The 25300-nt window shown below is 61.2% G+C and carries 15 protein-coding genes and 2 pseudogenes; 3 read left to right on the forward strand and 14 right to left on the reverse strand.

What is annotated here, in order from left to right; translation table 11 throughout:
• Positions 1-376 precede the first annotated feature (376 nt).
• The 7 genes from BISU_RS04110 to BISU_RS11520 form a co-directional block, all read right to left on the reverse strand.
• A complete protein-coding gene (locus BISU_RS04110) occupies positions 377-2500 on the reverse strand; it encodes a RecQ family ATP-dependent DNA helicase (RefSeq protein ID WP_024463390.1) in 2124 nt (707 codons plus the stop codon).
• Between the two features lie 269 nt (positions 2501-2769).
• Positions 2770-3954 (reverse strand): cystathionine gamma-synthase, encoded by a 1185-nt coding sequence (locus BISU_RS04115; RefSeq protein WP_033502872.1) that lies wholly within the window; start codon positions 3952-3954, stop codon positions 2770-2772.
• A gap of 271 nt (positions 3955-4225) precedes the next feature.
• On the reverse strand, positions 4226-5482 hold the full coding sequence (locus BISU_RS04120; protein WP_459166245.1) for a pyridoxal-phosphate dependent enzyme: 1257 nt from the start codon (positions 5480-5482) through the stop codon (positions 4226-4228).
• A gap of 949 nt (positions 5483-6431) precedes the next feature.
• Complete coding sequence (locus BISU_RS04125) at positions 6432-8615, reverse strand: hypothetical protein (protein ID WP_033502871.1); 2184 nt, start codon at positions 8613-8615, stop codon at positions 6432-6434.
• Positions 8590-9525: an ABC transporter ATP-binding protein gene (locus tag BISU_RS04130; protein WP_024463394.1), complete on the reverse strand. Its 936-nt coding sequence runs from the start codon at positions 9523-9525 to the stop codon at positions 8590-8592. Before BISU_RS04130 ends, BISU_RS04125 begins: the two co-directional genes overlap by 26 nt.
• Before the next feature lie 63 nt (positions 9526-9588).
• Entirely contained in the window at positions 9589-10002 is a 414-nt protein-coding gene (locus BISU_RS04135) for a GntR family transcriptional regulator (RefSeq protein WP_024463395.1), read from the reverse strand.
• Between the two features lie 475 nt (positions 10003-10477).
• The gene (locus tag BISU_RS11520; RefSeq protein WP_024463396.1) at positions 10478-13570 is read right to left on the reverse strand and encodes an MDR family MFS transporter; all 3093 of its coding nucleotides are present in this window, start codon (positions 13568-13570) and stop codon (positions 10478-10480) included.
• A 242-nt stretch (positions 13571-13812) separates the two neighbouring features.
• Here BISU_RS11520 and BISU_RS04145 point away from each other — a divergent pair, with 242 nt between their 5' ends.
• The gene (locus BISU_RS04145) at positions 13813-14442 is read left to right on the forward strand and encodes a TetR/AcrR family transcriptional regulator (RefSeq protein WP_024463397.1); all 630 of its coding nucleotides are present in this window, start codon (positions 13813-13815) and stop codon (positions 14440-14442) included.
• 18 nt (positions 14443-14460) lie between these two features.
• On the opposite strand, the gene BISU_RS04150 is transcribed toward BISU_RS04145, so the two are convergent.
• Positions 14461-15180 (reverse strand): AAA family ATPase, encoded by a 720-nt coding sequence (locus BISU_RS04150; RefSeq protein WP_024463398.1) that lies wholly within the window; start codon positions 15178-15180, stop codon positions 14461-14463.
• A 286-nt stretch (positions 15181-15466) separates the two neighbouring features.
• On the opposite strand from BISU_RS04150, the gene BISU_RS04155 reads away from it, so the two are divergent.
• Complete coding sequence (locus tag BISU_RS04155) at positions 15467-16459, forward strand: D-2-hydroxyacid dehydrogenase family protein (protein WP_024463399.1); 993 nt, start codon at positions 15467-15469, stop codon at positions 16457-16459.
• A gap of 492 nt (positions 16460-16951) precedes the next feature.
• On the opposite strand, the gene BISU_RS04160 is transcribed toward BISU_RS04155, so the two are convergent.
• The 5 genes and pseudogenes from BISU_RS04160 to BISU_RS04180 all read right to left on the reverse strand — a co-directional run bounded on the left by BISU_RS04160 (position 16952) and on the right by BISU_RS04180 (position 22694).
• Positions 16952-17731 carry an ABC transporter ATP-binding protein gene (locus BISU_RS04160; RefSeq protein ID WP_404801784.1) on the reverse strand — a complete coding sequence of 260 codons (780 nt, stop codon included), beginning with the start codon at positions 17729-17731 and terminating at the stop codon, positions 16952-16954.
• A 413-nt stretch (positions 17732-18144) separates the two neighbouring features.
• Positions 18145-18906, reverse strand: a pseudogene (locus BISU_RS04165) (ATP-binding cassette domain-containing protein); the annotation flags it as partial.
• A gap of 194 nt (positions 18907-19100) precedes the next feature.
• A pseudogene (locus tag BISU_RS04170) lies at positions 19101-19940 on the reverse strand (ABC transporter permease); the annotation flags it as partial.
• A gap of 61 nt (positions 19941-20001) precedes the next feature.
• Entirely contained in the window at positions 20002-20970 is a 969-nt protein-coding gene (locus BISU_RS04175; RefSeq protein WP_024463403.1) for an ABC transporter permease, read from the reverse strand.
• A 44-nt stretch (positions 20971-21014) separates the two neighbouring features.
• Positions 21015-22694 (reverse strand): ABC transporter substrate-binding protein, encoded by a 1680-nt coding sequence (locus tag BISU_RS04180; RefSeq protein WP_024463404.1) that lies wholly within the window; start codon positions 22692-22694, stop codon positions 21015-21017.
• A 217-nt stretch (positions 22695-22911) separates the two neighbouring features.
• Here BISU_RS04180 and BISU_RS04185 point away from each other — a divergent pair, with 217 nt between their 5' ends.
• Positions 22912-23679, forward strand: a complete 768-nt coding sequence (locus tag BISU_RS04185) for a type III pantothenate kinase (RefSeq protein ID WP_024463405.1) — start codon at positions 22912-22914, stop codon at positions 23677-23679.
• Between the two features lie 57 nt (positions 23680-23736).
• Here the strand turns inward: BISU_RS04185 and BISU_RS04190 are convergent, their stop codons facing one another.
• The gene (locus tag BISU_RS04190) at positions 23737-25152 is read right to left on the reverse strand and encodes an ABC transporter substrate-binding protein (RefSeq protein WP_033502870.1); all 1416 of its coding nucleotides are present in this window, start codon (positions 25150-25152) and stop codon (positions 23737-23739) included.
• Positions 25153-25300: the final 148 nt, after the last annotated feature.

Below are 25300 nucleotides of genomic sequence, written 5' to 3' on the forward strand. Positions count from 1 at the left end.
GCGACATTCGGCTCTCCGGCGCATCTCGCGCGGAGAATTCGTCACTATGAGCATCCTACGCCGTGCATGGTTTTGCGTGCAGCCAAGTTTTCGCTCAGCAAGTACGCCAAATGTTATGACTGGCTATATGCGGAAGTGATGCCGGGTTGAATGTCGGCTGCTGAACATCGGATGTCCGTTTCCATGCTGCTCATACTTTGCACTGTTATCATTTCCCCGGATTGTGACGTTTTGAGATCGTCTGAAGTATGATTTGTGTCAATTTCCCGGGAACTTGTCACGAAATAGTTCATAGCGGGTCGCGGCGGCAACCACTTAATTCGGATAGCGCAGCGTTCGGCCTGCGCAGCGTTCGAACCGCGTAGTGTCCACTCCGCTACTCTTCGAACGAGCGGATGGCTTCCATAAAGCGCTTGCCGTAGAGGTTGAGCTTGTTCTCCCCCACGCCGTTGACTGCGAGGAACTGCGCATTGGTCACTGGGCGAATGCGCGTCATATCACGCAGGGTCTTGTCGGAGAAGACGATGTAGGGCGGCTTGCCGATCTCACGCGCGATATCGCGGCGCAGGACCCGCAGTCGTTCGAACAGCGGTTCGTCGACCTCGGTATCCATACTGGCATCCGAGCCAAGCGTCTGTCCGGACCGCTTCGCCTGACCGATTCGCCCGCCAACCGCAGCAGGCCGCTCGACACGCTTGATCTCATAATGGAAATCGCCGCTGGCCGTCACTGCGGCTCGCGGCCCGAAATGCACGACGGGCAGCCGCCCTTCGGACACGGTCAGGAAGCCGTCCGTGGTCATCTGGTTGAGCACGTCGCGCACGCGGGCCTGCGGCACCTGTTCGAGCACCCCATAGCTCGGGCAGGAGTCGAGGTGACGGGCGAGAAGATCCTGGGTCTTCGAGCCTCGCAGCACGGCCACGATCTTGCCCATGCCGAAGCTCTGATTGAGGTCATGCACGCATCGGCTGATCGAGCGCGCGATGTCGGTGACGTCGATGGTGGCGAAGGTGCTCAGGCAGTTGGCGCAATTGCCGCAGCCGTTGGGTTTGGCTGGCGTCGGGTCGTTGCCCGTTGGGTCGTCGTCCGAAGCGGCATGCGCTGATTCGTCTTGGGAAGGCGCGGATTGCGCCGCATTTGCGTTGGCGGCGGATTGCGCCGTTTCGGCAGCTTCGGCATGCGCAGCGCCCGTCCCTGCCGGAGCGCCAGCGGTCGGGTCGGCAAAATACCGCGTCATATAGGCGTGCAGGCATTCGGTCGTACGGCAGTAGCCGATCATCGCGTCGAGCAGCCGGCGCTTGCTCAGCCGCACGACCTCGCGTTCATCCTCGCTCATGCGGTCGTTTTGCGAATCCATGTCGAGTAGGCGGCGGCGCGTGACGATATCGCTGTCGTTCCATAGCAGCGTGCAACGGCTCGGTTCGCCGTCGCGCCCGGCACGGCCCGCCTCCTGATAGTAGGCCTCGATGCTTTCGGGCATGTTGTGGTGGATGACGTAGCGCACATTGGATTTGTCGATGCCCATGCCGAAGGCGTTCGTGGCCACGACAACCGACGCGGCATCGGTGACGAAGGCGCGCTGGGCATCATTGCGGTTCTGCGCCGACATGCCGCCGTGGTAGGCGACCGCGGGCACGCCGCGCTCGGCCAGCAGCCCCGCGAGCGCCTCGGTCTCCTTGCGCGTGGCGCAGTAGACGATGCCGGACTCGTCGGCGTGGTCGATGGCGTAGTTCGCTATCCAGACGTTCTTGGCGTTCGTCGGCATGCGCAGAATATCGAAGAACAGATTCGGCCGGTCGAAGCCGGTCACTGTCACCTGCGGATGCTGCAAGTTCAGCAGCGCGACGATATCGCGCCGGACATGCTGCGTGGCGGTCGCGGTGAACGCGGCCACGGTCGGGCGGCTCGGCAAGGCGGCGATGAATTCGCCAATGCCCAGATACGACGAACGGAAATCCTGGCCCCATTGCGAGACGCAATGCGCCTCGTCCACGGTGATAAGCGAAATCGGCACTCGCGCCGCGAAAGAGCGCATCCGTTCGGTTTCCAGGCGTTCCGGCGCGACATAGAGCAGCTTCACGTCGCCGCGCGCCGCCTGGGCGAGCACCATGCCCTGCTCGTCCATATCCTGCGTGGTGTTGATATACGCCGCCGGAATGCCGAGGTCGTTCAGGGCGTCGACCTGATCGCGCATCAGGGAGATCAGCGGCGAGATGACGATGGTCAGTCCCGGCAGCAGCGTGGCCGGAATCTGGTAGCAGATCGACTTGCCCGCGCCGGTGGGCATGACGCCCAGCACGTCGCGCCCGGCAAGGATCGCGTCGACCAGCCCCGCCTGCCCGGTGCGGAATGAGTCGTAGCCAAAATACCGGTGCAGCGCGTCGAGCGCGGCCTGCTGCGATTGAGCGCGATACGGCTCGGCCTCGCGCGATTCAGCGCGAGGCGATTCGATCTGCTGCAGCTCGGTTACAAGCGACTCAGTTGGATGCGACGGTGTCATGCCTTCGAGTCTATAGCCGCGTGCTTATTTTGCCACGAGCAGCCTTGTCAGATCAAACGCAAATCTCACGCTGATTGCAGCGTTCTAGCAATCAGCAACGCTCAGCGTACGTTATTCGGCACGTTCGCCAAGAACGTATCGGAAAACGTACACTGACGCACGGCCAGTGTACGTTTTCCGATATCCGAAGCCTTTTCGATATGGAAAACGTACGCTGAACGCACAGCAGCCCAATAGCCCAATGTTCTGCCGTGCTGTGGCCCACAGCGTTACTGCGCAATCGCTGCGAAGGCCTGATCGAGGTCGGCGATGAGGTCGTCCACGCCTTCGATGCCGACCGACAGCCGCACCAAGTTGTCAGGCACTTCCAAAGTCGTGCCGGAAACCGAGGCGTGCGTCATGGCTGCGGGGTGCTCGACAAGCGATTCGACGCCGCCCAGGGACTCGGCGAGCGTGAAGATCTTCGTCGCTCCGGCGAAGGCCCGTGCGGCCTCTCCCCCGGCGGCGAGCTGGATGGAGATCATGCCGCCGAAGCCGCCGTGCATCTGGCGCGCCGCGATGTCGTGGCCCGGATGGCTTTCCAGACCCGGATACCATACATGCTCCACTTCGCTATGCTGTTCAAGCCACTGCGCGATGGCGAGCGCGTTTTTGCTGTGCTGCTTGACGCGCAGCTCAAGCGTCTTGAGTCCGCGAATCTCAAGCCATGCATCGAAGGGCGAAGGCACTGCGCCTGCCGCATTCTGCAGGAAGGCGACCTTCTCGGCCGTCTTGTCGTCATCCACGAGCACCGCGCCGCCGACCACGTCGGAGTGGCCGCCGATGTACTTGGTGGTCGAATACACCACCACGTCAGCGCCATCCTGCAGCGGGTGCTGCAACACCGGCGAGGCGAAGGTGTTGTCGACCGCGACCTTGGTGCCGTGGGCATGCGCGAGCGCCGCCGTGGCCGCGATGTCGGTGATGCTCAGCAGCGGATTGCTGGGCGTCTCCACCCACACGTAGGCGTATTGGCGCTGCGCCAATGCCGCGCTGACCGCCGTGGGGTCGGTGATGTCGACGACGTCGAGCGTGATGCCCCACGGCACGAACACCTTGGACAGCAGCCGGTAGGTGCCGCCGTAGACGTCATTGCCGAGCAGAATCGCGTCGCCGGGCTTGAGCGTGGCGCGCAGCAGCACGTCGATGGCGGCCAGTCCAGAGGCGAAGGATATCGAGTGTTTTGCGCCTTCCACTGCCGCCAGCTGCTTGTCGAAGGAGGTTCTTGTGGGGTTGACGGACCGGCTGTAGTCGTAGCCGCCGCGCAGGCCGCCGACCCCGTCCTGCTTGAAGGTCGAGGTCATATAGATCGGCGTCGAGACCGCGCCCGTTGTGGGGTCTGGCTCCTGACCTGCGTGGATGGCGCGAGTGGAGAGGGCGGCGGTTGCGGCGGTGGCGATATTCTCGGTGGTCATTGTGGATTGCTCCTTGTGGTTGTTGATGTTGGAACGATTGTATGGTGTCTGCCCGGCGTTTTCGGGCCGAGCTGAACGATGGATACAGGTTGTTGAGCGTTTGCGTTGGGATAGTGCGTATATGGCTGCCGGAGCAACAGCGTACAGGACCTTGCTTGGATTGCGCTGGCGTTGGCTATTGGAGATTGACTGTGCAATCGCGACAATGCAGAACCAGCGCCGTGGTCTTGGGGCCAATCTTTGGCCGATCCGGGGCCAAACAAGCTGCCAGTTATGCGGTCACCGACGACGCCTCCTTTGCATCACTGGCGACGTCTGTGCCCGTGCCCCCGATGACATTTGCCGGCACGCGCACCTCGCCGTCCGCGCCGACCAACGGCTCGGGCGTGGTCGCTTCGACGACATCCGCGTAGCCATGCGCCCGCATCCACTCGTCGTCGAAGATTTTGTCAAGGTAGCCACGGCCCGAATCGGGCAGCAGCACGACCACGAGGTCGTCTGCAGCGAGATGATGATCGCGAGCATACTGCACGGCCGCCGCGACCGCCATGCCGGAGCTCCCGCCGACGAGCAGGCCCTCCTCGCGAGCCAGCCTACGGGTCATCAGGAAAGCCTGCTCGTCGCTGATCTGCACGATGCTGTCAGGGATGGACTGGTCGAAGGCCTTGGGATAGAAGTCCTCGCCCACGCCTTCGATGTCATAGACATGCACATTAGCGGGGTCGGAATAGATCGAGCCTTCCGGATCGGCACCGACGACCGTCACCGCGCCGTCGGAGACCTCTTTGAGGTAGCGCCCGGTGCCGGAAATCGTGCCGCCCGTGCCGATGCCTGCGACGAAATGAGTGACGCGATGCTCGCTGTCACGCCAGATCTCGGGCCCGGTGGTCTCGTAATGGCTCAACGGGCCGTTCTCGTTGGAGTACTGGTTCGGCTTGAACGCGCCGGGAATCGTGCGTGCGAGCCGGTCGGAGACCTGATAGTACGATCGCGGGTCCTGCGGCTCCACGTTCGTCGGAGTCACCACGACTTCGGCGCTGTAGGCACGCAGCACGGCCCGTTTGGATTCCGAGACCTTGTCAGGCAGGACGAATATGGTCCGGTATCCGCGCTGCTGGGCCACCAGCGCCAGCCCCACGCCGGTGTTGCCGCTGGTCGGCTCGACGATGACGCCGCCGGGCTTAAGCTGCCCGGAACGCTCTGCGGCCTCGATGATGCGCTGCGCGATGCGGTCCTTGCTCGACCCGCCGGGATTGAGGTATTCGACCTTCACCGCGATGGTCGCGTCGACATCGCTCGCAACGCGATTCAGCCGCACTAGCGGCGTATCGCCGATAAGTTCGGTCACCGAGGATGCGATGCCGCCAGAGCGGGTGTCGGCAAAGTGCGCGTCCGAAACAGAGGCATAGGAAGAGTCGTCAGCAGGTTCATCCGCAACGGAATGAATAGTGAAATCGATTGTGGCGGGAATGGTCATCATCGTCTCGTTTTCCGCGATGCGCTTGGCGCTTATCGCTTGATATTTCAAGTCTTACGGTCTTGGGTTCTACGTTGTCCGTAGCTCACAGACGTGAGAGCGGCGGACGGAGATTGCGCGATATCAGCATCGAGAGAAGACGATGGGCAAACGATGTTTTAAGCCGAGACGACGACGGAAGCGAATGACGCCAATAGCAACAACACAACCAAAACAACGCCGAAATTCCGCAGCAATGCCATGTGCAGTTGATTATGCTCCGTGTGCCATACCCAAGGAATCGCAGCAAACCAAGCCGCGTCGTTCGCCACCTGGATTCCGGCTTATGCCATTGCCTTTGCACAATGTCGCTGCATGAGCAAAACACTGCAAGTCTCATGCCGTGAAATGTAAACGCTGCAAATCCAGAACAGCCAGGATGCTGTATTGCTGAACTCTACAACGGAAAATCCCTACAGCACCACGAAACCACCCATTCGATGATTGCGATTCGTACAGATTACCCGGATTACGAACCAGCAATCACGTATCAAGCGCTGCAAACCAGCAATATTTCAATCCAGCAAGTACAAGTATGTGACTTGAGTCATCGTCTCTTCAATTATGCGTCGTTGCCCGCACGCCTTCAGTGGCATCGGTCAGAGACAACAACAACATAAGAGGTAAGTCATGACTCATACCATAGCACAGCACCGCGCTCCTGCGTGTCGCGGTCTCGGTACGAACGGCCCTGCGCTGAATCGCTAAGAGGGCAGGCCCGACCGATCCATGAAGTGCGCAGCCTTATGGGGCTGCAAGGGTAAAGTTCCCGATCAAGGGCTACGCGGCGTTGCCGGGCGCATGGTCGGCCCATAGGCAACGCGCGAACCCGCCAAAGGTTCGAAGGCGACCGCTTGGACGTCGTTAATTCGCGGCAGCCGCGATATGCGAGCGCTTTGCCAGGGAAACCGGCCACGGGGCGGCGTCCTCGGCAAGGCTATGCCGCTATGCCGCCATGTTGCTACAATCCTTGCGCGTTCCCGGTGCTCTGAAGAGCCTGCGAGGCCTTCACCAGCCGCTCGTAGTATCCCTTCGCCTTCAGCCAGGCAATGCTTCGGGTGTACTGTTTGGTCACGCCATAGTAGAAGCCGCTAGGAGTATTGAGGGCCGTGGCAGGACCGGCCGCGCCGCTTGGGATGCCATCGAGGACATCGGGATGCTGATCCCGCAGCATGAACTGCAGCCCGATCACATCCTGGCTGTCCGAGGAGCTACCATCGCTTGGAGCGCTGGGAGCGAACATATCGGTAAGCTGCTGCGCAGGCAGCGATTTGTAGTCTTCGTCCAGCAACGCCGCAAGCGTCTGCGCGTCATGCGAGCTGAACATCAGCTCACCTGCCGATATGCCGGCAAGATCGTCGCCGTAGGTGCTGCCGCCCGCGAATCCGCTCACGGTGAAGGCTCCCAGATGATCGTATCCGATGATGCGTTCGATGCTGTTGGCCTGTCGGTAGCCGGACGAGTTGAGCAAATCTACAAAGGGCCGGCTCCCGCGCAGGAAAGTGTCGTCAATCGCGTACTCCCGGCGCAACGTGGAGTGCGATGGCAGCGCGGCGTGCGATGCGAGCGTATATTCGATGCCTATGGCACCGGACCAGTACGAATCGCCATCCGACGCAGAGTTTCCCTTCGGCACCTCGGGTCGCTGCGTGGCGATCTGCTCATGCAGGGTGCGCAGCTCGCTGATCGCATGAGGGTCGGTCAGGGTGATCGTCTGCCCGTAGAAGGGTCGCAATGGCATGCCGCCGAGATTCACCGTCACCGACGACACATCCGTTTGCTTCGGCACGCGACGCTCGTACCCGGTCACATCCACGGTCGTCATAGTGAGGAACAGCGCAGCGAGTACCGCAAAGACGCCGAAGCGCCTGAAGCTGGCCATGTCGAATACTTTCGTGGTCTTGCGCAGCAGCATGGTGATGACCACGAAACTGACTATTGCGCCGATAACGGCCCCGAACAGGAACAGCGCACGCGGAGGCTGGGTCGATTGCGCATTACCATTGCCGATGGCGATGAAGATGAACCCCAATATGCACATACCCAGAAAAACCACCAAAATCGAGACAGCGACCTCGAAGCCGCGGAACGCCACCGCATCGCCGGCCCGCTCCGAACGGAAAGCACGGTAGAGCAGCCCTGCGCCGATGAGGGCAGCAACGCCTGCAGCAACGAAAACCAGCAAGGCGGTCACATTGCTCATATGCGTGCCGTTGGCCATAAGGTAGCCGACTGGGTGCAGCCAATCCGCACGGCTCAGGCCCGAGGGTGGGAAGCCGTAGAGAAAAGCGCGAGCCATAGCATTGACAATGGCGTAGGCCGCGGCGACGATGCCGTTGAGCAGCGCCGCCACAACGAATGCGATGCCCGCGTTGCCCGTCGCCACGCTCGCCAGCACTGAGAACGCATAGACAAGAGCAATGGCGATAGCGCTTACCAGCAGCCACCGCAGCAGCGTGCCGATATCGCTGATCGCAGTCTTCGGATCATCAGCGTAATAGATGCCGAACGCGTAGCTGTTCCCATCGACGACGCGATCCGAAAAACCGTGGGATCCAAGGCGCACGAAGGGCAGCAGGCTCAGCGTGAGCAGCAGCTGCGGAACAGCCACAAGCACCAGTCCCGAAAGCGCATTGCTGGCGAACAGCGCGGTGCGGGTGACGGGCAAGGCGTGGATGGCGTTCGTCTTGCCCGTGGAATCGAGATAGCGGAACAGCATCACCGCGATCAGCGCGGGGAATACGACCTGATAGCCCACAAACCCTACGTTGGCGTCCTCGAGAAACATGCGCAGCGTCCATGAACGTGATTCCGAATCGCTGAGCACCAGCGCTACCGGACCGGAGACAAGCAATGCCGCCAGGCCGACGAGCGCGAGCGGCCACAGGCGTCTGAGATTCTCCATGACGATGGCGCCGCTGATGAACCTGCCCGTCCCGCGTTCAGCGGCATGCGGGGCTGCGCCGCCCGCAGGAGCGGTCTTGCCGGACACGACCGGATTGACTGCGCCAGTCGCGCCGACTGCGCCGGTCGCAGTTGCCGCAGCGAACGAAGCTGCCGCAGCAGGCAATTCGGCGCTGAACGCGACGCTGGCTCCAGCAGCCGATTCGACAATGGCTTCATAGCCTCGACGTATACTCATCATTCCCCCTATCAAGTTCGTAGATGAAAATCTCTTCGAGCGTCAGCGGTATGCGGTCGAAGATGACCGGCTTGGCTGCTGCCGCGAAACGATCAAGTTCCTGTTGGCTGTTCTTGACGATGAGGAAGTCGACCGAGCCGCTGGACCATTGCTTGAGCACATTGAGGTCGCGATAGGCGTCGATGCCCGTTCGCGCGTCGCTCCCCTGCGCATTGCCTGCACTGCTTGCGTTGCTGCCGAAGGACACCTGCAGCTTGTGGATATCGGATTTGAGATCGTCTAGATCCCGTTCGATGAACACCTTGCCGTGGTCGATGGCGCAGATGCTGTCGCAGAACCCTTCCATCTCGCGCAGGTTGTGCGAGGATATGACAGTGGTCATGCCCCGGTCGGCCGACGCGCCCACGATCAGCTCCCAGATGCGTTTGCGCACCAGCGGGTCGAGCCCATCGATCGGCTCGTCAAGGATGAGGTAGTCCGGCTCGCTCGCGAATCCGAGCGCGAAGACCGCCTGCTTGCGCATGCCTTTCGACATGCGCGAGATGCGTTTATCGCGATCGAGATGGAAATGCTGCAGCGTCACGTCGAGGATCGCGGCGTTCCAATGCGGGAACATGCGGCCGAAAAACCGCGCAAGTTCGTTGATGGTGTACGGGCCGTAAAATGCCAAATCGTCAGGGATGTACCACAGCCGCTGCTTGACCGCCGGATTCTCGTACACCGGTGTGCCGTCGAACATGATGGTGCCGGAGTCCTGCCGCGTCACGCCGCACAGCATGTTCAGGATGGTGGTTTTGCCTGATCCGTTGGTGCCGACGAGGCCGTAGATCGACCCGGGTTTGACGGTCATATCGATGTCGTCGATGGCTCGCAGGCCGTCGAAGGATTTGGTTACCGATCGCACTTCTATCATTGCGTCTCCTTTGGCGTGATTGGCGTGTTCGGTCTGGCGTTGTGCTGCTTGGTCGCGTGCAAACTAGGTTGCATGCCCGGCCTGATCTGCCGATGCCAGCTTCGGCTCTGCGTTTTGCACCAGCTCATTCACCATGCGGGCGAAGACCTGCCTGTCGGGTATGAGCAGACGCAGTTCGCGCAGCGCGTCGGCGAGTTTGGACCGCGTCTCGTTGATGAGCGCATCGTCGGGCGTGATGTCTTGCGGGGCGTACGCAAAGCTGCCTACGCCGGACACCGTGTAGATATATCCTTGCGATTCCAGTTCCCTGAACGCCTTCTGCACGGTATTCGGGTTGACGGTGAGCTGCTTGGAGAGCTCGCGCACGGACGGCAGCTTGGCATCCGGAGCGATCACGCCGCTGAGGATCTGCTCCTTGATGCCGAATATCACCTGCTCGTATATCGATTTGCGGCTCTTGAGATCGATGTCTATCATCCCGGGAACCTTTCTGCACGAGTTGTACTTAGCGCCTTTGCGATGACGCCAATCTGCATACCAACTGTATTATATCACATAATACACTCTGCATCGTGCCGCAGCTGCGTAATCCCGAAATCCAGCAATGCAGCAATCCATTAGTGCAAGGATCGACGCAAAGGAATATTCGCTAAGCCGACTCTCCCCCACCCCGCCCCAGCAGCCAATCCAAGGCATACACTTGCCGTATGCCTTCATGGAAGGAAGGCCGCTCATCATCAAGCGTGATCAACGTTTTCGGATAATTGTCGCGCACCGTCTGCAGCGAAGACAGCTCGCGCTTCAGCGTAAATAAAACGCATTTTATTTATTCTGAAAACAGCACAAGATAAAAATGCGTTTTATTTTGTCTGCTCTGCATATAGGGCTAGCGCAGCCTTTGCCAAGGCCTAGCACCCTGTGGCAGTTGTTTCCAAATCCTGGCTTAGGAGATTCAGCGTGCCACGCTGGCGGATGCCACCCCTGCCGGCTCAGGCAGCGCTTTCGTCTTGCGGTCGGTGAAAATGCCAATGACGCTGGTCAGGCCTAGGACGATGCCGGCTACGGTGAACACCTTGCCGAAGGCATGTGAGATCTCGTTGTTTTTGGTGTCGCCGATGGAATCGAACACGGCGCTCAGGGTTTTGCCTTGATCGACTTTGCCGATGCCGTTGGTCAGCTTGCCGGCGCCCTTGGCAAGGTTTTGGCCACCCTGCGCGGCGGCTTTGCTTCCCTCGGCGAGCGAGGCGCTGCCCTGCTGCGCGGACGCCAGACCGGTTCCGAGTGTGTTGGAGCCTTGTGCGAGTGTGGTGAGTCCTGCGGAAAGCGACGATGATGCCGATTGCAGTGCGCTTCCGGACTGGTTGAGCTTATCGAGACCATCGGAGAGCTGGCTGATGCCGCCGTGCAGCTGGTCTCGGGCTTGGGCTGCGCCGGAGTCGAGCGCGTGAGCGCCCTGAGCCAATGTTGTGATTCCTTGGGAGAACTGGCCGTCGGGCTGGAACTGGCTCGAAAGGCTGTCGGCCCCTTTGGACAGCTCGGCCGTGGCTGCGTTGAGCGAGCTGCCGGAAGCGACGATGTTGCTCTGCCCGGAGACTGCCGCCTGCGATTCCAAGGCTTTGACGAAATCGGACTCGTTCGTGACGCTGCTGCTGGTGCCGGCCGTATACAGCGCAACGAGATTCGACAGCGCCGGAATCTGCTGCTCGCAGTTGCTCGTCGCAGCACTGGTCGCAGCGTTCGAGCACGAGGTTTGCAATGCGGCGAGTTGAGCCGTGTATGCCTTGAGGAGCTGAGCGGAGTTCGGGTTGGTGCTGATCATGGCGTAATACATCGCCGCCGAAGCGTTCGTGTATGCGGTCATATGCTGCGAAAGCTGGGATGCGCCGGAAGCTAGGCTGTCGGCTCCGTCTCGGACAGCGGTGCCCGTGGCGGCATCCGAACCATTTGCAGCACTACCCGACACATCACTTGCCGCAGATCTCGCGTTCATCTGCGCCAACAGCTGCTGTGCGCCGGCGTCCAACGTTGAGGCGCCCGATGCCAACGCATTCAATGCGTCGTCGGATTTCGCATTCAACGTCGACGCTCCCGATGCCGCGCTGGACATGCCTGCCGTATATGCGTCAATGCCGCTGTCGAGTTCGGCCGAACCGTTCGCAGCCTTGTTCAGCCCGTTTGACAGCGATGACGAACCGGCCGCAAGTCCGGATATCCCGTTCGCCAGCGTTGATGAACCTGCGGCGATCTCGCCTTGCCCGCTGGCCAATTTCGACGCCGACGACTCGAGGGATTGGGAGCCTTGATGCAGTTTGCGCAGTGAACTATCCGCCGGAGTCAGCGCGTTCCGCAGCGCATCGACGCTGCCGGTCAGGTCGCGCTTGAGCTTGTCGGTCGACGAAGCCGCACCAGCGCCATCGCCGTTTTTAGCCTTCGAGCCCGAGTCTGTCGCCAGCATCGTGCGAATGTCCTTCGACACCACGCTTTTGACCGATGGGGCAAGGCTGGATTGCGATACCGTCTGCAAGGCCGTACTTTCGATAGTGCTGCGCGCGGTCGTGATGTTCGCATCAAGCAGGGTGACCAGAATCGCGATGCCGAGGCAAGTGCCGATCTGCCGCATCGAGTTGACGACGCCGGAGGCCATGCCGCTTTTCTCGACCGGCAGGTGCTTGACTGCGGTGACAATCGACTGTGCCGAAAGTCCCAGTCCGAAGCCGAACACGACCATATCCGCAATCATGACCGACTTCGAGGTGTCCACGCCGATTCGCGCCATGAGGAAGCAGCCGAGGCTGAGCATCAGCAGGCCGAGCAGGTTGACCGCCCGCGCGTCGCCGGTCTTGCTGGCGACCAGATTGCCCAGCGGCATGGCGATGATCACGGTGGCGGACGTCCACATGGTGATGAGCGCGGCGTGCAGCACCGCATAACCGAGCACGTTCTGCAAGAAGAAGTTCAGAATCAGCGCCGGGCACACTACCGCGAATCCGCCGATGAAATACGAGACGGTCGAGGCGGTGAAGGTCATCTCGCGAAACAGCTTGAACTCCATCATCGGGGCCGAGACGTGCAGTTCGGTGACGATGAACGCGGCCAAGCACATAGCCGAGCTGATGAACATGCCGATGATGGCAGCCGACCCCCAGCCATAGTCCTTGCCCTTGAGCAGAGCGAAGGTGAGCAGGAACAGGGTCGCGGCCAGAAACGCCATGCCGAACACGTCGACGCGCTTCGAGGCGGTGTCGTCGTAGGATTCGTCGACGCACATCGCACACAATACGACAGCGAACACGACTAAGGGCACGTTCACGTAGAAGATGCTGCGCCAACCGAACCACTGGATCAGCAGTCCGCCGATCGCCGGACCTCCCGCAGCGGCCACGGCGGTCGTCGCGCCGACCACGCCGGAGATCGCCTGCATGCGCTTCATGCCGAACATGGCCAGCCCCATCGGCACAGCCAGCGGCAGCACGATAGCGCCGCCGATGCTTTGCAGCGCCCTCATAGCGATAAGGAACGGCAGCGAGCCTGCGGCGCCGCATAATGCCGAGCCTGCGCCGAAGAGGACGAATCCGACGGTCAGCACCTTCTTGCGCCCGAACTGGTCTGCGATGCGGGCCATAGGGATGATGAGCACGCTGACGCCAAGCACATACACCGTGCTGATCCAGCTCGTGTCGTTCAGCATCGAGCGGAGGGAATCCATGATGTCGGGCAGCGCGATGTTGGTGATGGTGCTGTCGAGCATCACCACGAACATCGCTAGGCAGATTGCGAGGAAGCCGAAGATGCGACGTATTGGAATACTCCTGCCCGTTTCCACGTTCTTGATTTGGCGGCCAGCCTTGCGTTCTGCGCTGCGATTCGTGCAACGCGCTGCCAGATCTCCCGCCGACCCCACACCGAATGGCATCAATCCAGCCGCTGCATCCTGCGATGCCGAGCCAGCCGCTACTGCACCGTTCGACGCCGTCTCCAATGCTGCTGCGTCTAACGCCGTTGTATCGAATGCCGATGCACCTTGAGCGATGTTCTTGTCTGTCATAATGCTCCGCCTAGTTGAGAGTTGCGGCATGACGCCGGTTGTGCGGTTGTGCGCGTTTGGGTAGTTCCACATATTTTCGTATATGAAACCGAATTCATATTTGCATATCAGCCATGCTATTGCGTTTTGTAAAGTGAATATGAAACTTGTTTCATATACTCAGGATTGGCGGAGCTGCGGGTACGATATTGATTCAGGAGACAGAGAAGCGATTTGCGCTACGCCAACAGGGAGGCTTTGCGATGCCGCACACCAAGATCCGCGTTCCCGTGCAGAAACGCTCGATCGAAAAGAAGCACCGCATCGTCGAGGCCGCGAGCGCCGCCTTCGCGCAATCCGGCTACTTCCCCGTCACCATACCCCAGATCGCGAAGCGCGCAGGTATTTCGACCGGGACGGTATACGCCTATTTCCACGACAAGCGCGACATCCTGCTCATATGCATGCAGCAGTTCCGCGACGAGCGTCTCGCCGACTTCACCGAGCAATTGCATCAACTGGAAACCACTGGCGATCTGCGGCAGACCGTACGCGACATCCTGGGCATTCTCGTGGACGCACATGCGCAATATAGCAGAAGATACCATGACGATCTCATGTCGCTCAGATACATCGACGACGAAATCGGCAGATTCCTCAATTCCACCATTATGGTGCTCACGGATGCGATTCTCGACATATTCAAAGCCCACGGCTATGTTTTGCGGCATCCCAAAGAGCAGTCGATGCTGGCGAGCATGCTGGTCGATGCCGTGCAGGATGAGCTGTCGTGGCCGCAAATGCCAGGGGCGGACTACGACAGGGAGACCGTGATCGAGGACACCGCTGACATCATCATCTCGATGGTGAAACGGGCAGACAGCGTCGAATAGCCGGCCCGCGTTCCCGACTCATTCGAATAGCCTGTGCAGCAAGGTCTCACGCCGGTTCACGAACAGCTCGGTGACGCGGTAGCTGTCGGTATCTTCCCAATCGCAGGGCCGCAGGCCATCTTCGCCGAACTCGAGGATCCGCGCCCCGGGCAGTCCGAGCAGAATCGGCGAATGCGTGACGATGATGAACTGCGCTCCTTTGGCGGCAAGCTCGTGGATCTTGACCAGCAGGGCGAGCTGACGCTGCGGCGAGAGCGCGGCCTCCGGCTCATCCATCAAGTACAATCCAGCGCCGTCGAAGGCATTGAAAAACGACAGGAAGCTTTCGCCGTGGGACTGCTCATGCAAGTCGCGATTGCCATAGTGCGCATTGTATTCGATGGCTTTCGTGGCGACGTTGAAGAAGCTTTCGGCGCGCAGGAAATAGCTTGACTTCGTACGCGCCCGGTCGCGTACCACGGTCAGCGCGGACCCCAGCTGCGACACATCGTCGTACGTCGAGAAACGATAATTGAGCGTGCCGCCCTCCGGGTTGAAGCCGTAGGCCACGGCGATGGCCTCAAGCAGCGTGGACTTGCCGGTGCCATTCTCGCCGCAGAACATCGTCACCGGCGACTCGAAGCGCAGCTCCTCGAGCGATGCGAGCGCCGGAATGCGGCGCAGATAGGAGTCCGTGCTTATCTGCGGCCAGTCGATCATGACGCCGCGCACGAAAGCCCGCGAAGCCCTATCCCCCATCAACGCGTCCTCATGGTACATGCCTATAACCATACTCGTCAGGTGTTCGAGGTCGTTCCAAACTATGCTTCTATTGGATGCAATCCTGTTCGGCGCAACATTCGTACCGGAATCGTTCGTTTTCCGTAGCGTTGTCACGTGTCACGCAAAACAGTTGGCTTGCGTGACGTCACTACGAGGATCGCCAATGCGCAGGGCATCTCGGAGCAATCCGCAATTCATCGGAGGCGCGAAAAGAGAGTGGGCGCACGCGCCGCTCGTGCAGGGCATCGCTTAGGGTATTGGCATGAGCATCATCGAAACACAGCGGGAGCGCACGGACCTGCCGCTCGTCGCGGTTCCCAATATCGTCGATTCCATGCTGGAACCGTTCACCAGCACGCTCGACCTGCTGCACGACATCGCGCGCGTGCGCATCTACACCGATTTCACGCTGGACGAAGATACCTTGGTCGAGCGTATGGACGGCGCGAAAGCCGTCATCGTCATCGGCTTCCATGTGAGCGACGCGATGCTGGACCGTGTCGGCGACCATGTCGAATGCTTCGCGTTCGGCGGCACCGGCGTCGCCAGCTACATCAATCTCATCGCGACCCGCGAGCGCGGCATCCGCGTGTGCAACGTCGTGCATTACGGCAACGGCGCGGTGGCGGAGCATGCCGTCGCCCTCATCATGGAGCTGGCGCGACGCACCGGGCGGATGGATGCCGCGATGCACATCGGCGGCTGGCATGGCGAAGACGGTACCTCGCTTGAGAACAAGACCATCGCCCTGGTCGGTTTCGGCGGCATCGGGCAGCATGTGGCCCGCATCGCGCGTGGGTTCGGCATGCACATCCTTGTCTGGAATTCGCATCTCGATGCCCAAGCCGTACACGATTTGGAAGCCACGCCCGTGGACGATCTGGGCGAGCTCTTCGAACGCGCCGACATCGTCAGCCTGCATCTGCCGCTGCTGGCGGACACCGCCGGACTGATCACGCCGGAACACTTGAATCATCTCAGGCCTGGAACCATCTTCGTCAACACCGCACGGGCCGAGGTCATCCAGCCGGGCGTATTGACGAGCCGACTGCAGCGCGGAGACATCAGCGCCGGGCTGGACGTTTTCGACGCCGAGCCGCTGCCGGACGACGACCCGCTGCGCACGCTGCCGAATGTGGTGCTCACCCCGCACGTCGCATGGCGCGCCGAGGCGGCATATGCAAGCCTCACCAAGCAGGTCACGCAGTCGATCGCCGCGTACTTCACAGGAGAATCCTTCAACGTCGCGAACTGAGAGCTGGTCCCGGCTCCGTACGACTCAGAACATACGTTCCGGGACTCAGCATCGATTTACTAAGCAGATTTGGGAAAATTCCGTAGCATTTCACCATTTCCGCCTCAGCACCAAAATTCAAAAATGGCGAAATGACGCCAAAAAGCATCGAGATACATTCGAGGTCTACTTTGCGAAGTGCCTAATAGACGAAAAAGTGCTTAATAAGCGATTCCAACAGGCTGATTCCAACAGACGCAGCGACATCCATATTCGACAAATCAGCATTGCCGTTTATTAAGCACTTTTTTCGTCTATTAAGCAGATGCGAAAGTACAAGGCTGCCTCGACGCTCGTACAATCCTTGGAATTCCGCCAGTCTCGGAGATAAGACACGAACCGAAAAAAGCTGCGTGCGGGTCGTTTCGCGCACAATGTGCTTAATAAATGATGGCGGATGCCGCAAAACTCTCGTTGCAACGTTCCGGCACAACACAATCGGTGCGAAATCTCCTACAGCGAGGCGGCATCGATGAGGCGTTTGGTGTAGTCGTGCTGAGGGCGTTCGAGGATGGCAGTGGTCGAGCCAGCCTCGACCACCACGCCCTCATGCAGCACGATGATGCGCTCGGCGATGCGGCGCACCACGCCGAGGTCATGGGAGACCATGATCAACGCCATTTCCGGACGTGCGCGGCGCAGTGCAGTAAAGGATTCAAGAATCTGCAATCGGGCGGCCACATCGATGGCGCTCATCGGCTCATCGGCGACCAGCAGTGACGGCCCGCCCACAATGGCGCGGGCGATGGCGACGCGCTGCGCCTGACCGCCCGAGAGGTCAATCGGATAGCGCGGCATGAAACGATCCGCTTCCAACCCGACCTGCCGCAGCGCCGATTCGACTGCGGCTGCCACCGCCTCGTGACCATGAATGCCGACGCTGCGCAGTGGTTCGGCAATTGAACGCGCAACGGTCCAGCGTGGATCGAGCGAGGTGAAGGGATTCTGCAGCACGAGGCCGGATTCGCGGCGCAGCAGCCGCCAACCGGGCGAGCGCTTGCCATGAACAGGCTGCCCGAGATACTCCACGAAGCCCGAATCGGCGCTGTCCAACCCGAGCAGAATCCGGATCAGCGTCGATTTGCCGGATCCCGATCCCCCGATAATCGCCACGGATTCGCCCCGGCGAATCTGCAAGGATACATCGGAGAGGGCTTGACGGCCATCGGCGGCGTGACTGAAGCGCCTGTTGACATGCTCGGCGCGAATCATGGCGATCTCATCGTGAACGATGCCGTCGATGCCAGCCAAATCATCTGCGCCACCAGCATTGTTGCTGTCTGAAGGCATGATACTGTTTGCACTCATGTCGTCAAGGGCCGCAGCAGCCTTGATGGTCTTGATAGCCTTGCCCATCAGTGCTCACCCTCTTGCGCCGCCGGACGCGTCGAAATTGACGACGCTGTCTGCACCGCCGATGAATCTGCGTGCGAGTTTGCCGCCGAATTCGATCTCCCCTCCGGAACCGCGTGGGACGAGTCGACTTCCGCGACGAATTCTTGGTTGCCGTTTGGCTCGACGAGTCCACTGGCGCTCGCAGCGACATGAGACTCATCGGGGTTTACAGCCTCGCAACCCATAGCATCGCAACCCGCAGCATCGCTATCATTTTCGGGCGGCTGACCCTCCTCGCCCGAATCAGCGTGCAGCGTCAGTTCTCGGGCGGCGTGCACGAGCTGCCGAGCCTGCGGCGTGCGTGGCTGGCCGAGCAGCTCGCGCGTCGAACCGGATTCGATGATGTGCCCCGCGTCGAGCACATAGCAGTCGTCGGTGGCGTGCGCGAGCACCGAGAAGTCATGCGTGATGAACAGCATCGAAGCGCCCGACTCGTCGACCAGCGACACGAGCAGCCGCACGATCTGGCGTTGGGTGATGGAATCCAGCGCAGTGGTCGGCTCGTCGGCGAGTATGAGCTTCGGCGCGCCCACCAGTGCAGCGGCGATGCCGACGCGCTGCTGCTGACCACCGGAAAGCTGGTGCGGGAATCGGCTGCCGATCGACGCGTCAAGCCCCACTTTGGCGAGCATCGCGGCCGCGCGCGCCTTGCGCTGCGCTGCCGAAAGCTCGAAATGCAGCGCGAGCGGCAGCATCACCTGCTGCATGACCGTCAGCACCGGGTTGAGCGCACTGCCGGGATTCTGGAACACCATCGAGACATACCGACCGCGCAGGTCGGCAAGCCCGCGTTCGCCCATGCCGATGATCTCCTCGCCCTCGTAGCGAATCGAGCCGGAACACGTTGCGGTCGTCGGCAGCAGGCCCATCATCGCCCGCGCAATCATCGATTTGCCTGATCCCGAAGCGCCTATCAGGCCAACGCGGCTGTGATCGGCGATGTGGATATCCACGTCGCGGACGATCGGCACGCCGCCTATCGCAATCGAAAGCCCTTGGATGTCCACGCTCATGAGCGCACCTGCTTCGATTGCATCGGCTCAGGCTGTGGCAGCCTCGTCTGTCTGGACTTCACTTGGCTCGGCTCTTCCTGTTCCAACCGCGATTGCCCTGGCTCTGTCTGTCTAATCTCCGCCTGTTTCAGTCCGATCGGCTCCGGCTCCGTCAGCCCCGGCTGCGCATGGCTCGCCTCAGCCCTCCGCACCCGCACTTGCCGCAGCGCCGGATTCGCCACCGGGTCGGCCGCTTCGCGCAGGGCATCGCCAAACAGGTTCAGCGCCACGACCACGCAGGTGACGATCAATCCCGGCCAGAGCACGGTGATCGGGTACACGTTGATGAACTTGACCGAAGTCGCCAAGGAATGGCCCCAGCTCGGCACGCCCGAGGGCACGCCGATGCCCAAGTAGGTCAGCCCGGACTCGGCCAAGACCGCAGTGCCTGCGGACAATGAGAGCTGCACAGACATAGTAGGCAGGGCATTGGGTACGATATGGCTGACCAGCACGCGCAATGGCGAAACGCCAGCGGCCCGGGCCGCTTCGGCATAATCGGAACGCGCCGCGAGCAAGGCCTGCGGCCGCGCGACCCTGGCGAGGTTCAGACCATACCCCAGCCCGCAGGCGATGACGATGACGGCGATGGATGCGCCCATCGGCACCGCCAGAATCAGGGCAATCAACACCGTAGGAATCGAAATCAGCGCGTCCACGGCGACGACCGTCACGCCTGACAGCATCGCGGCGCCCGACACCATGGCGGCGATGAGCAGCAGCCCAATCACGGCGGAGACGCCGATGGTCAGCACGACAATCAGCAAATTCGTGCGCGAGCCGGCCATCAGCCAGCTGAACACATCGGCTCCCGTGCCATCGGTGCCGAGCCAATGATCCGTTGAAGGCGCGGCCCAGACATGATAGCCGTCGGTGGCCCAGAGTGAATGCGGCGTCCACAACAGTGATGCGAGCGCGATCAGCACCCACGCGCTGAGCACGATCAGCGCGTAGCGTCCCTGCGCATGCGCCCAGATGGATTTCAGGACGGTCATAGCCGTTGCCTTTCGCAATCGTCTCGTTGCCCATTTGCCTTGTGGTAGTCGAAGCGCCCGGTCATAGCTCCCGCCCTTCGGCATCGTTAAGCCTCGGGTCGAGCGCGCGGTGCAGCAGGTCGACGATCAGTCCGATGGCCAGGAAGAACGCGGCGAGCATGAACAGCTCGCCCTGCACGGCGATCAGGTCGCGGTTGCCCACGTCGGTTATCAGCCCTTCGCCAAGGCCGGGAAGGTCGAAAAGATTCTCGATGACCATGACGCCGGTGATCATCTCGGCGAAGGTCAGCCCGATCACAGAGACGAGCTGCGGCATCGCCAATCGCAACCCTACGGTGAGCATGGCCCGAGTGCGGGTCATGCCGCAGGCCATCGCCATGTCGATGGCGCTGCTCGAGAGCAGTTCCCCCAGCGCCGCACGAGTGTAACGCATCAGGCCCGCGCCAACGATAATGCCTACTGCCAGCGCCGGCAATGCCAACGAGGACAAGGCCCGCGGAAAAGCCGCCCAACCCTCCTGCGGAAATCCCTGAGAGGGAAACAGGCCAATCAGGCCGACGCCTTTGCCGAGCAGGAGAATAAGCAGCAGCCCGCCCCACAGCGCAGGAATCGAGCCGCCCACGATGGCGAGCGCATGAAACAGCGTGCGCAGTCGCTCGCTCCTAGCCAGACTCGACGCACAGCCGAGCGGAATGCCGATGAGCAATGCGATGGCAAGCCCCAAGGCAATCAGCGGGAAGGTCACCGAGGCGCGTGCGCCGACCTGCGCGGAAATCGTGCGCCCGGTGAGCATCGACACGCCGAAATCGCCGTGCAGCAGCGCCCCCGCCCAGTCAAGATACTGCTGGGCCAGCGGCCGGTCGAGTCCGAGCTGCGAGCGCAGCGCAGCGACCCGCGATGGCGGCGAATTCATCCCGGCCATCACCGAAGCCACATCGCCGGGAAGCACCCGCAGCGCCATGAAAATCACACCGGAGATGACGATGAGCGCCGCCACGAACAAGGCGAGCCGACGAAGGAGAAACCGCATGGATGCTGTGACCTTTGCGCCCATATGTGCCCCGCCCGCAGCCGTTACGGCCGATAGACCACGTCATAGAGCGGCAGCAGCGTCTGGTTCAGGTTCACGGGGAAGCCCTCGACGCCCTTCGTCCACGCCGTGGTGACCCGGTAGTTGAATAGCCAGTCCGCCGGCGCATCCTGGCTCACCGTGCGAGCCGCCTGCGCCAGATACTTCTCGCTCTCCTTGGCGCTCGTGGCCGCGAGGGATTTCGCGTACAGCGCCTGCACTTCCTTGCTGTCGTAGTTGTAGTAGTAGGTCGGCGTGGCCCACTGGTAGAAGTCATGGCTTTCATTGTGGTCGACCAGCGACAGATCATAGTTCTTGTTGGTGTACACGTCTTGCAGCCAAGTGGAGAATTCGACGACGTTGACCTTCAGCTCGATGCCGACGGCCTTGAGTTGCGAGCGCAGCTGGTCGCCCAACTCGGTGCCGTAGGTGTTCGCGTAGGTCAGACTCAATTGCAACGGCTTGGAAGGGCTGTATCCGGCTTCGGCAAGCAGGCTCTTCGCCTTGGCCACGTCGTGCGGGTAGAGGTCGGTAAGATCTTCGTAGCCGGGGTCGAGGCTGGGAATGGGACCGCCGAGCGCTTTGTCGACGCCGCCGCGCGAAGCGATGATCGCCTTGTGGTCGATCGCGTAGCGAATGGCCTGGCGCACGCGCCTGTCCGAGGTCTTCGCGCCCTTGGAATTGAATGCGAGCACGAACTTGTCGGTGTCATCGCCCGACTTGACGGCGTAGCGAGCGGCGTCCTTGCGGAAGGGTGCGGCCAGATTCTCGCTGATCGGCGCGAGCACCTGCACATCCCCGGATTTAAGGGCATTGACGGCAGCATTGTCATCGGCGAAATAGCGCACCAGGACATTGGCGGTCTTCGCCTTGTTCGGCCCCCAGTACTTCGGGTTGGCCTTGAGGGAGATCGAATCGTTGGCTACGAAGCGCTGCACCGTGTACGGCCCTGAACCTACCGCAGTGGTTTTCGCGTCATACTGCGCATGCCGATCGAAGACCAGCCCGGGCCTTCCGGCGAGCGACCACAGCAGGTCGGCGTATGGGGCGCTCAGCGTGATTTCGACCGTACGGGCATCTACGGCCCGCACGGATTTGAAATTGCGCAGCGCTTCGGCGTCATGATACTGCTTCGTGACCAATTCGTCGATCGACCATGCCGCGTCGCTGGCGTCGAGCTTGTCGCCATTGGAGAAGGTGATGCCGGTGTTCAAGTGGAAGGTGTATGTCTTGCCGTCGGCGCTGATATCCCAGCTCTTGGCCAACGCGGGCACGACCTGGTTCTTCGCATCGCGCGCCACAAGGCCTTCGTAGACATTGCCGATGAGAATCTGGTCGAGAGAGGAGCCGGACTGGTTGCGTATGTCGAGATTGGTCGGAGGCAGCTTGAGGCCGATGGCGATCGTGTTTTTCGCGGCGGCGGCAGGCGCGGATTCGCCCGGCCGATTGAACACGAGCACGGCGGCGACGATCGCCGCCACAACCGCGACTGCGATCACGATCCATACCCATGGCCTGCGCTGGCCATGCTCCGGTTTGCGCGGCTTGATGCTGGCGTTCAGCTCCGCATCGGTCCCCGCTTTGGTCGCATTGATGCTGGTTGCGCCAGTGCTGGCCGCATCGGCATTGTCTGTGTTGGCCTTGGTTGCGTCGGCATCGCCGTACGCACCGTTCTGCTGTGTCATAATCGCCTCGAATATGGCTCGGTGTCGTTGTATTTTCAGTTCTATGCTGGCCGCCCATATGGGTCGTCCGCACTGTGTCATTTACACTGCGTAAATCCACACAGTGCCAGCATAGCCCTATGATGGGAAGTCGGACATGCTCGCAAAGCGTCACGACGCATCGCAGCCGGTCGCGGCAAGCAACAGCAGGTCGCAACATCACAGGTCGGGAGGCCCCATGCTTATCGCGGTTGACATCGGCAACACCAACATCGTGCTCGGCTTCCTGCACGGTCAGGAGACCATCGGCACCTACCGCATGACCAGCAAGGCGAACCACACTTCGGACGAGTACGGGCTGATGCTCAGGCAGTTCCTGACGCTGAGCGGCCTGGAGCCCGACGATGTGGACGATGTCATCGTTTCCTCGGTGGTGCCCAAGGTCATGCACTCCTTCCGCTCGAGCATCATCAAGTTTCTGGGCATCGATCCGATGATCGTGGGACCGGGAATCAAATCGGGCATCGGCATCCGACTCGACGACCCCAAGTCGCTGGGCGCCGACTGCCTGGCCGACTGCGCCGGAGCGTACTACACGTATGGCGGCCCAGTGCTCGTCGCCGATTTCGGCACCGCCACCACCTTCAACTACGTCAACGCCAAAGGCACCATCGTCTCCGGACTCATCGCCCCGGGCATCCGCACCGCCGCCGCAGCGCTGTGGGGCGAGACCGCGCAGCTGCCCGAAGTCGAGATCACCCGGCCGGATTCCATACTGGCCACCGAGACCAAAACCGCTATGCAGGCCGGGCTGTATTACAACTTCCTCGGCGGCATCGAGCGTACGATCCGGCAGTTCCACGATGAAATCGACGAGGACTTCCGCGTGATCGCCACCGGCGGCCTTGGCAGCATTTTCGCCAACGACACGGACCTGATCGACGTCTACGACCCCGAGCTCATGTTCAAGGGCATGGCCGCGATCTACGAGCGCAACGCCAAATAAGGGGTTTGCCGATTGGTTCGGCAGGCGTGTCCCGTCTTGTCGGGCAGGCAGGCGGAACTATTGAATGGTGAAGCCCTGATTGACCCCATACTCCTTGAGATCCTTCTGCCACAGGGCGATGCCCGCGTCCAGCGAGATCTTGGGGCCGGGCGACTTGGGTGGCGCAATCTTGCTGCCATCGGAGTTGAGCATCCCCGCATCGATGCGCGCCTGGGTCAGCGCGGCGGATCGCTCGGCGGTGGACCAGCGGTATGCCTGCCCCACTGTGCCGCGGAAGTCGCTGCGCGCATACACTTCGAACGGCAGGTACTGGTATCCGACCGACACACGTTCCGCAGCCTTCGAGAGCACTTTGTTGAACTCCTGACCTCCAAAATACGGCACGCTGATGCCGCGCGAATCCTTGATGGTGGTCTTCGAAAGGAATCCGGGAGCATTCAATGACGCCGTGTCAGCCGGGAAAGCGCCACCGTCCACGCGGGCGCGGATTCCGGCTTCCTCGTGGCAGGCGTATTCGACGAAGCGGAAGGCCGCATTGGGCTTGCGGCTGGACTGCAGCACGCCCAACGCCGAACCGCCGTTCTCTGAATTCGTGGACGAGCCGTCGGCGGTGGGCATCGGCGCCACGCGCCACAGCCCTGCCGTTCCCGGCACGTCCGAAAGCAGCAGCGAAGGCATCCACGCACCTGAGAACACCGAGGCCACGTCGCCCGACCCCAAGGCGCGCTTCCACCCGTCCGACCATGTGGAAAGCTGGGTGTCGATAAGCCCTTCGTCGATCATCTTCTGCCAGAACTCGGTGAACGTCTTCGTGCCCGAGTCGCCGTCGAGATCGACGGTCACCGTCTTGCCGTCGACCGAAGTGCGGAACGGACGTCCTCCGGCCAGCCAGATCATCGCATCGTAGAAGCTCGCGTCACCGGAGTCGGCTGCGATGTACACGCCAGTCGCCTTGAGCTTCTTGGCCGCTTCGTAGTAATCGTTCCACGTATGAATCGTCGAAGCATCCACCCCCGCCTGGTCGAACGCGCTCTTGTTGTAGAAGAACGCCATCGGCCCCGAGTCCATCGGCAGTCCGTAGACCCGGCCGTTGAGCCGCACCGAGGCCCAGGTGCCGGGCGTGTAGGCGTCGCCGTAGGTCACGGTTTTGTCGGTGAGATCGCGCAGCTGCCCGCTGATCGCATACTGCTGCAGCGCGAAGTATTCGAGCTGCACGACATCCGGCGTGCCGTAGCCGTCCTCAATCGCCGTGTTGAGGTTCTCGTAGCCGCTCGTTGCCTTGATATCAACGCGAATGTCCGGATTCGCCCGCTCGAATCCGGCGGCCAGCGCCTTCATGCTCGGCTCCCACGACCAGACGGTGACGACGGTGCGCATGTCGCCCTGCCCGCAGGCCGCGGCGGCGAGCAGCATCAGCGAGGCGACGCCCAAGGCCAAGGCACGCCTAATGCGCCTCTTCCACCGCAATCCCATCAAGCCGGTCCTTTCCATTACTGACGTCGAGTCTACGATATAACAGCGCGCACTACGCAACAGTCAATTCCTATAGTGCGCACGAAACGAACATCATCGACTTCGTCCGATATGGCCAAAACCTTGATATTGTGCGTGCGTGTGATCA

This window comes from Bifidobacterium subtile (assembly GCF_000741775.1).
In the GTDB taxonomy this organism is placed as follows: domain Bacteria; phylum Actinomycetota; class Actinomycetes; order Actinomycetales; family Bifidobacteriaceae; genus Bifidobacterium; species Bifidobacterium subtile.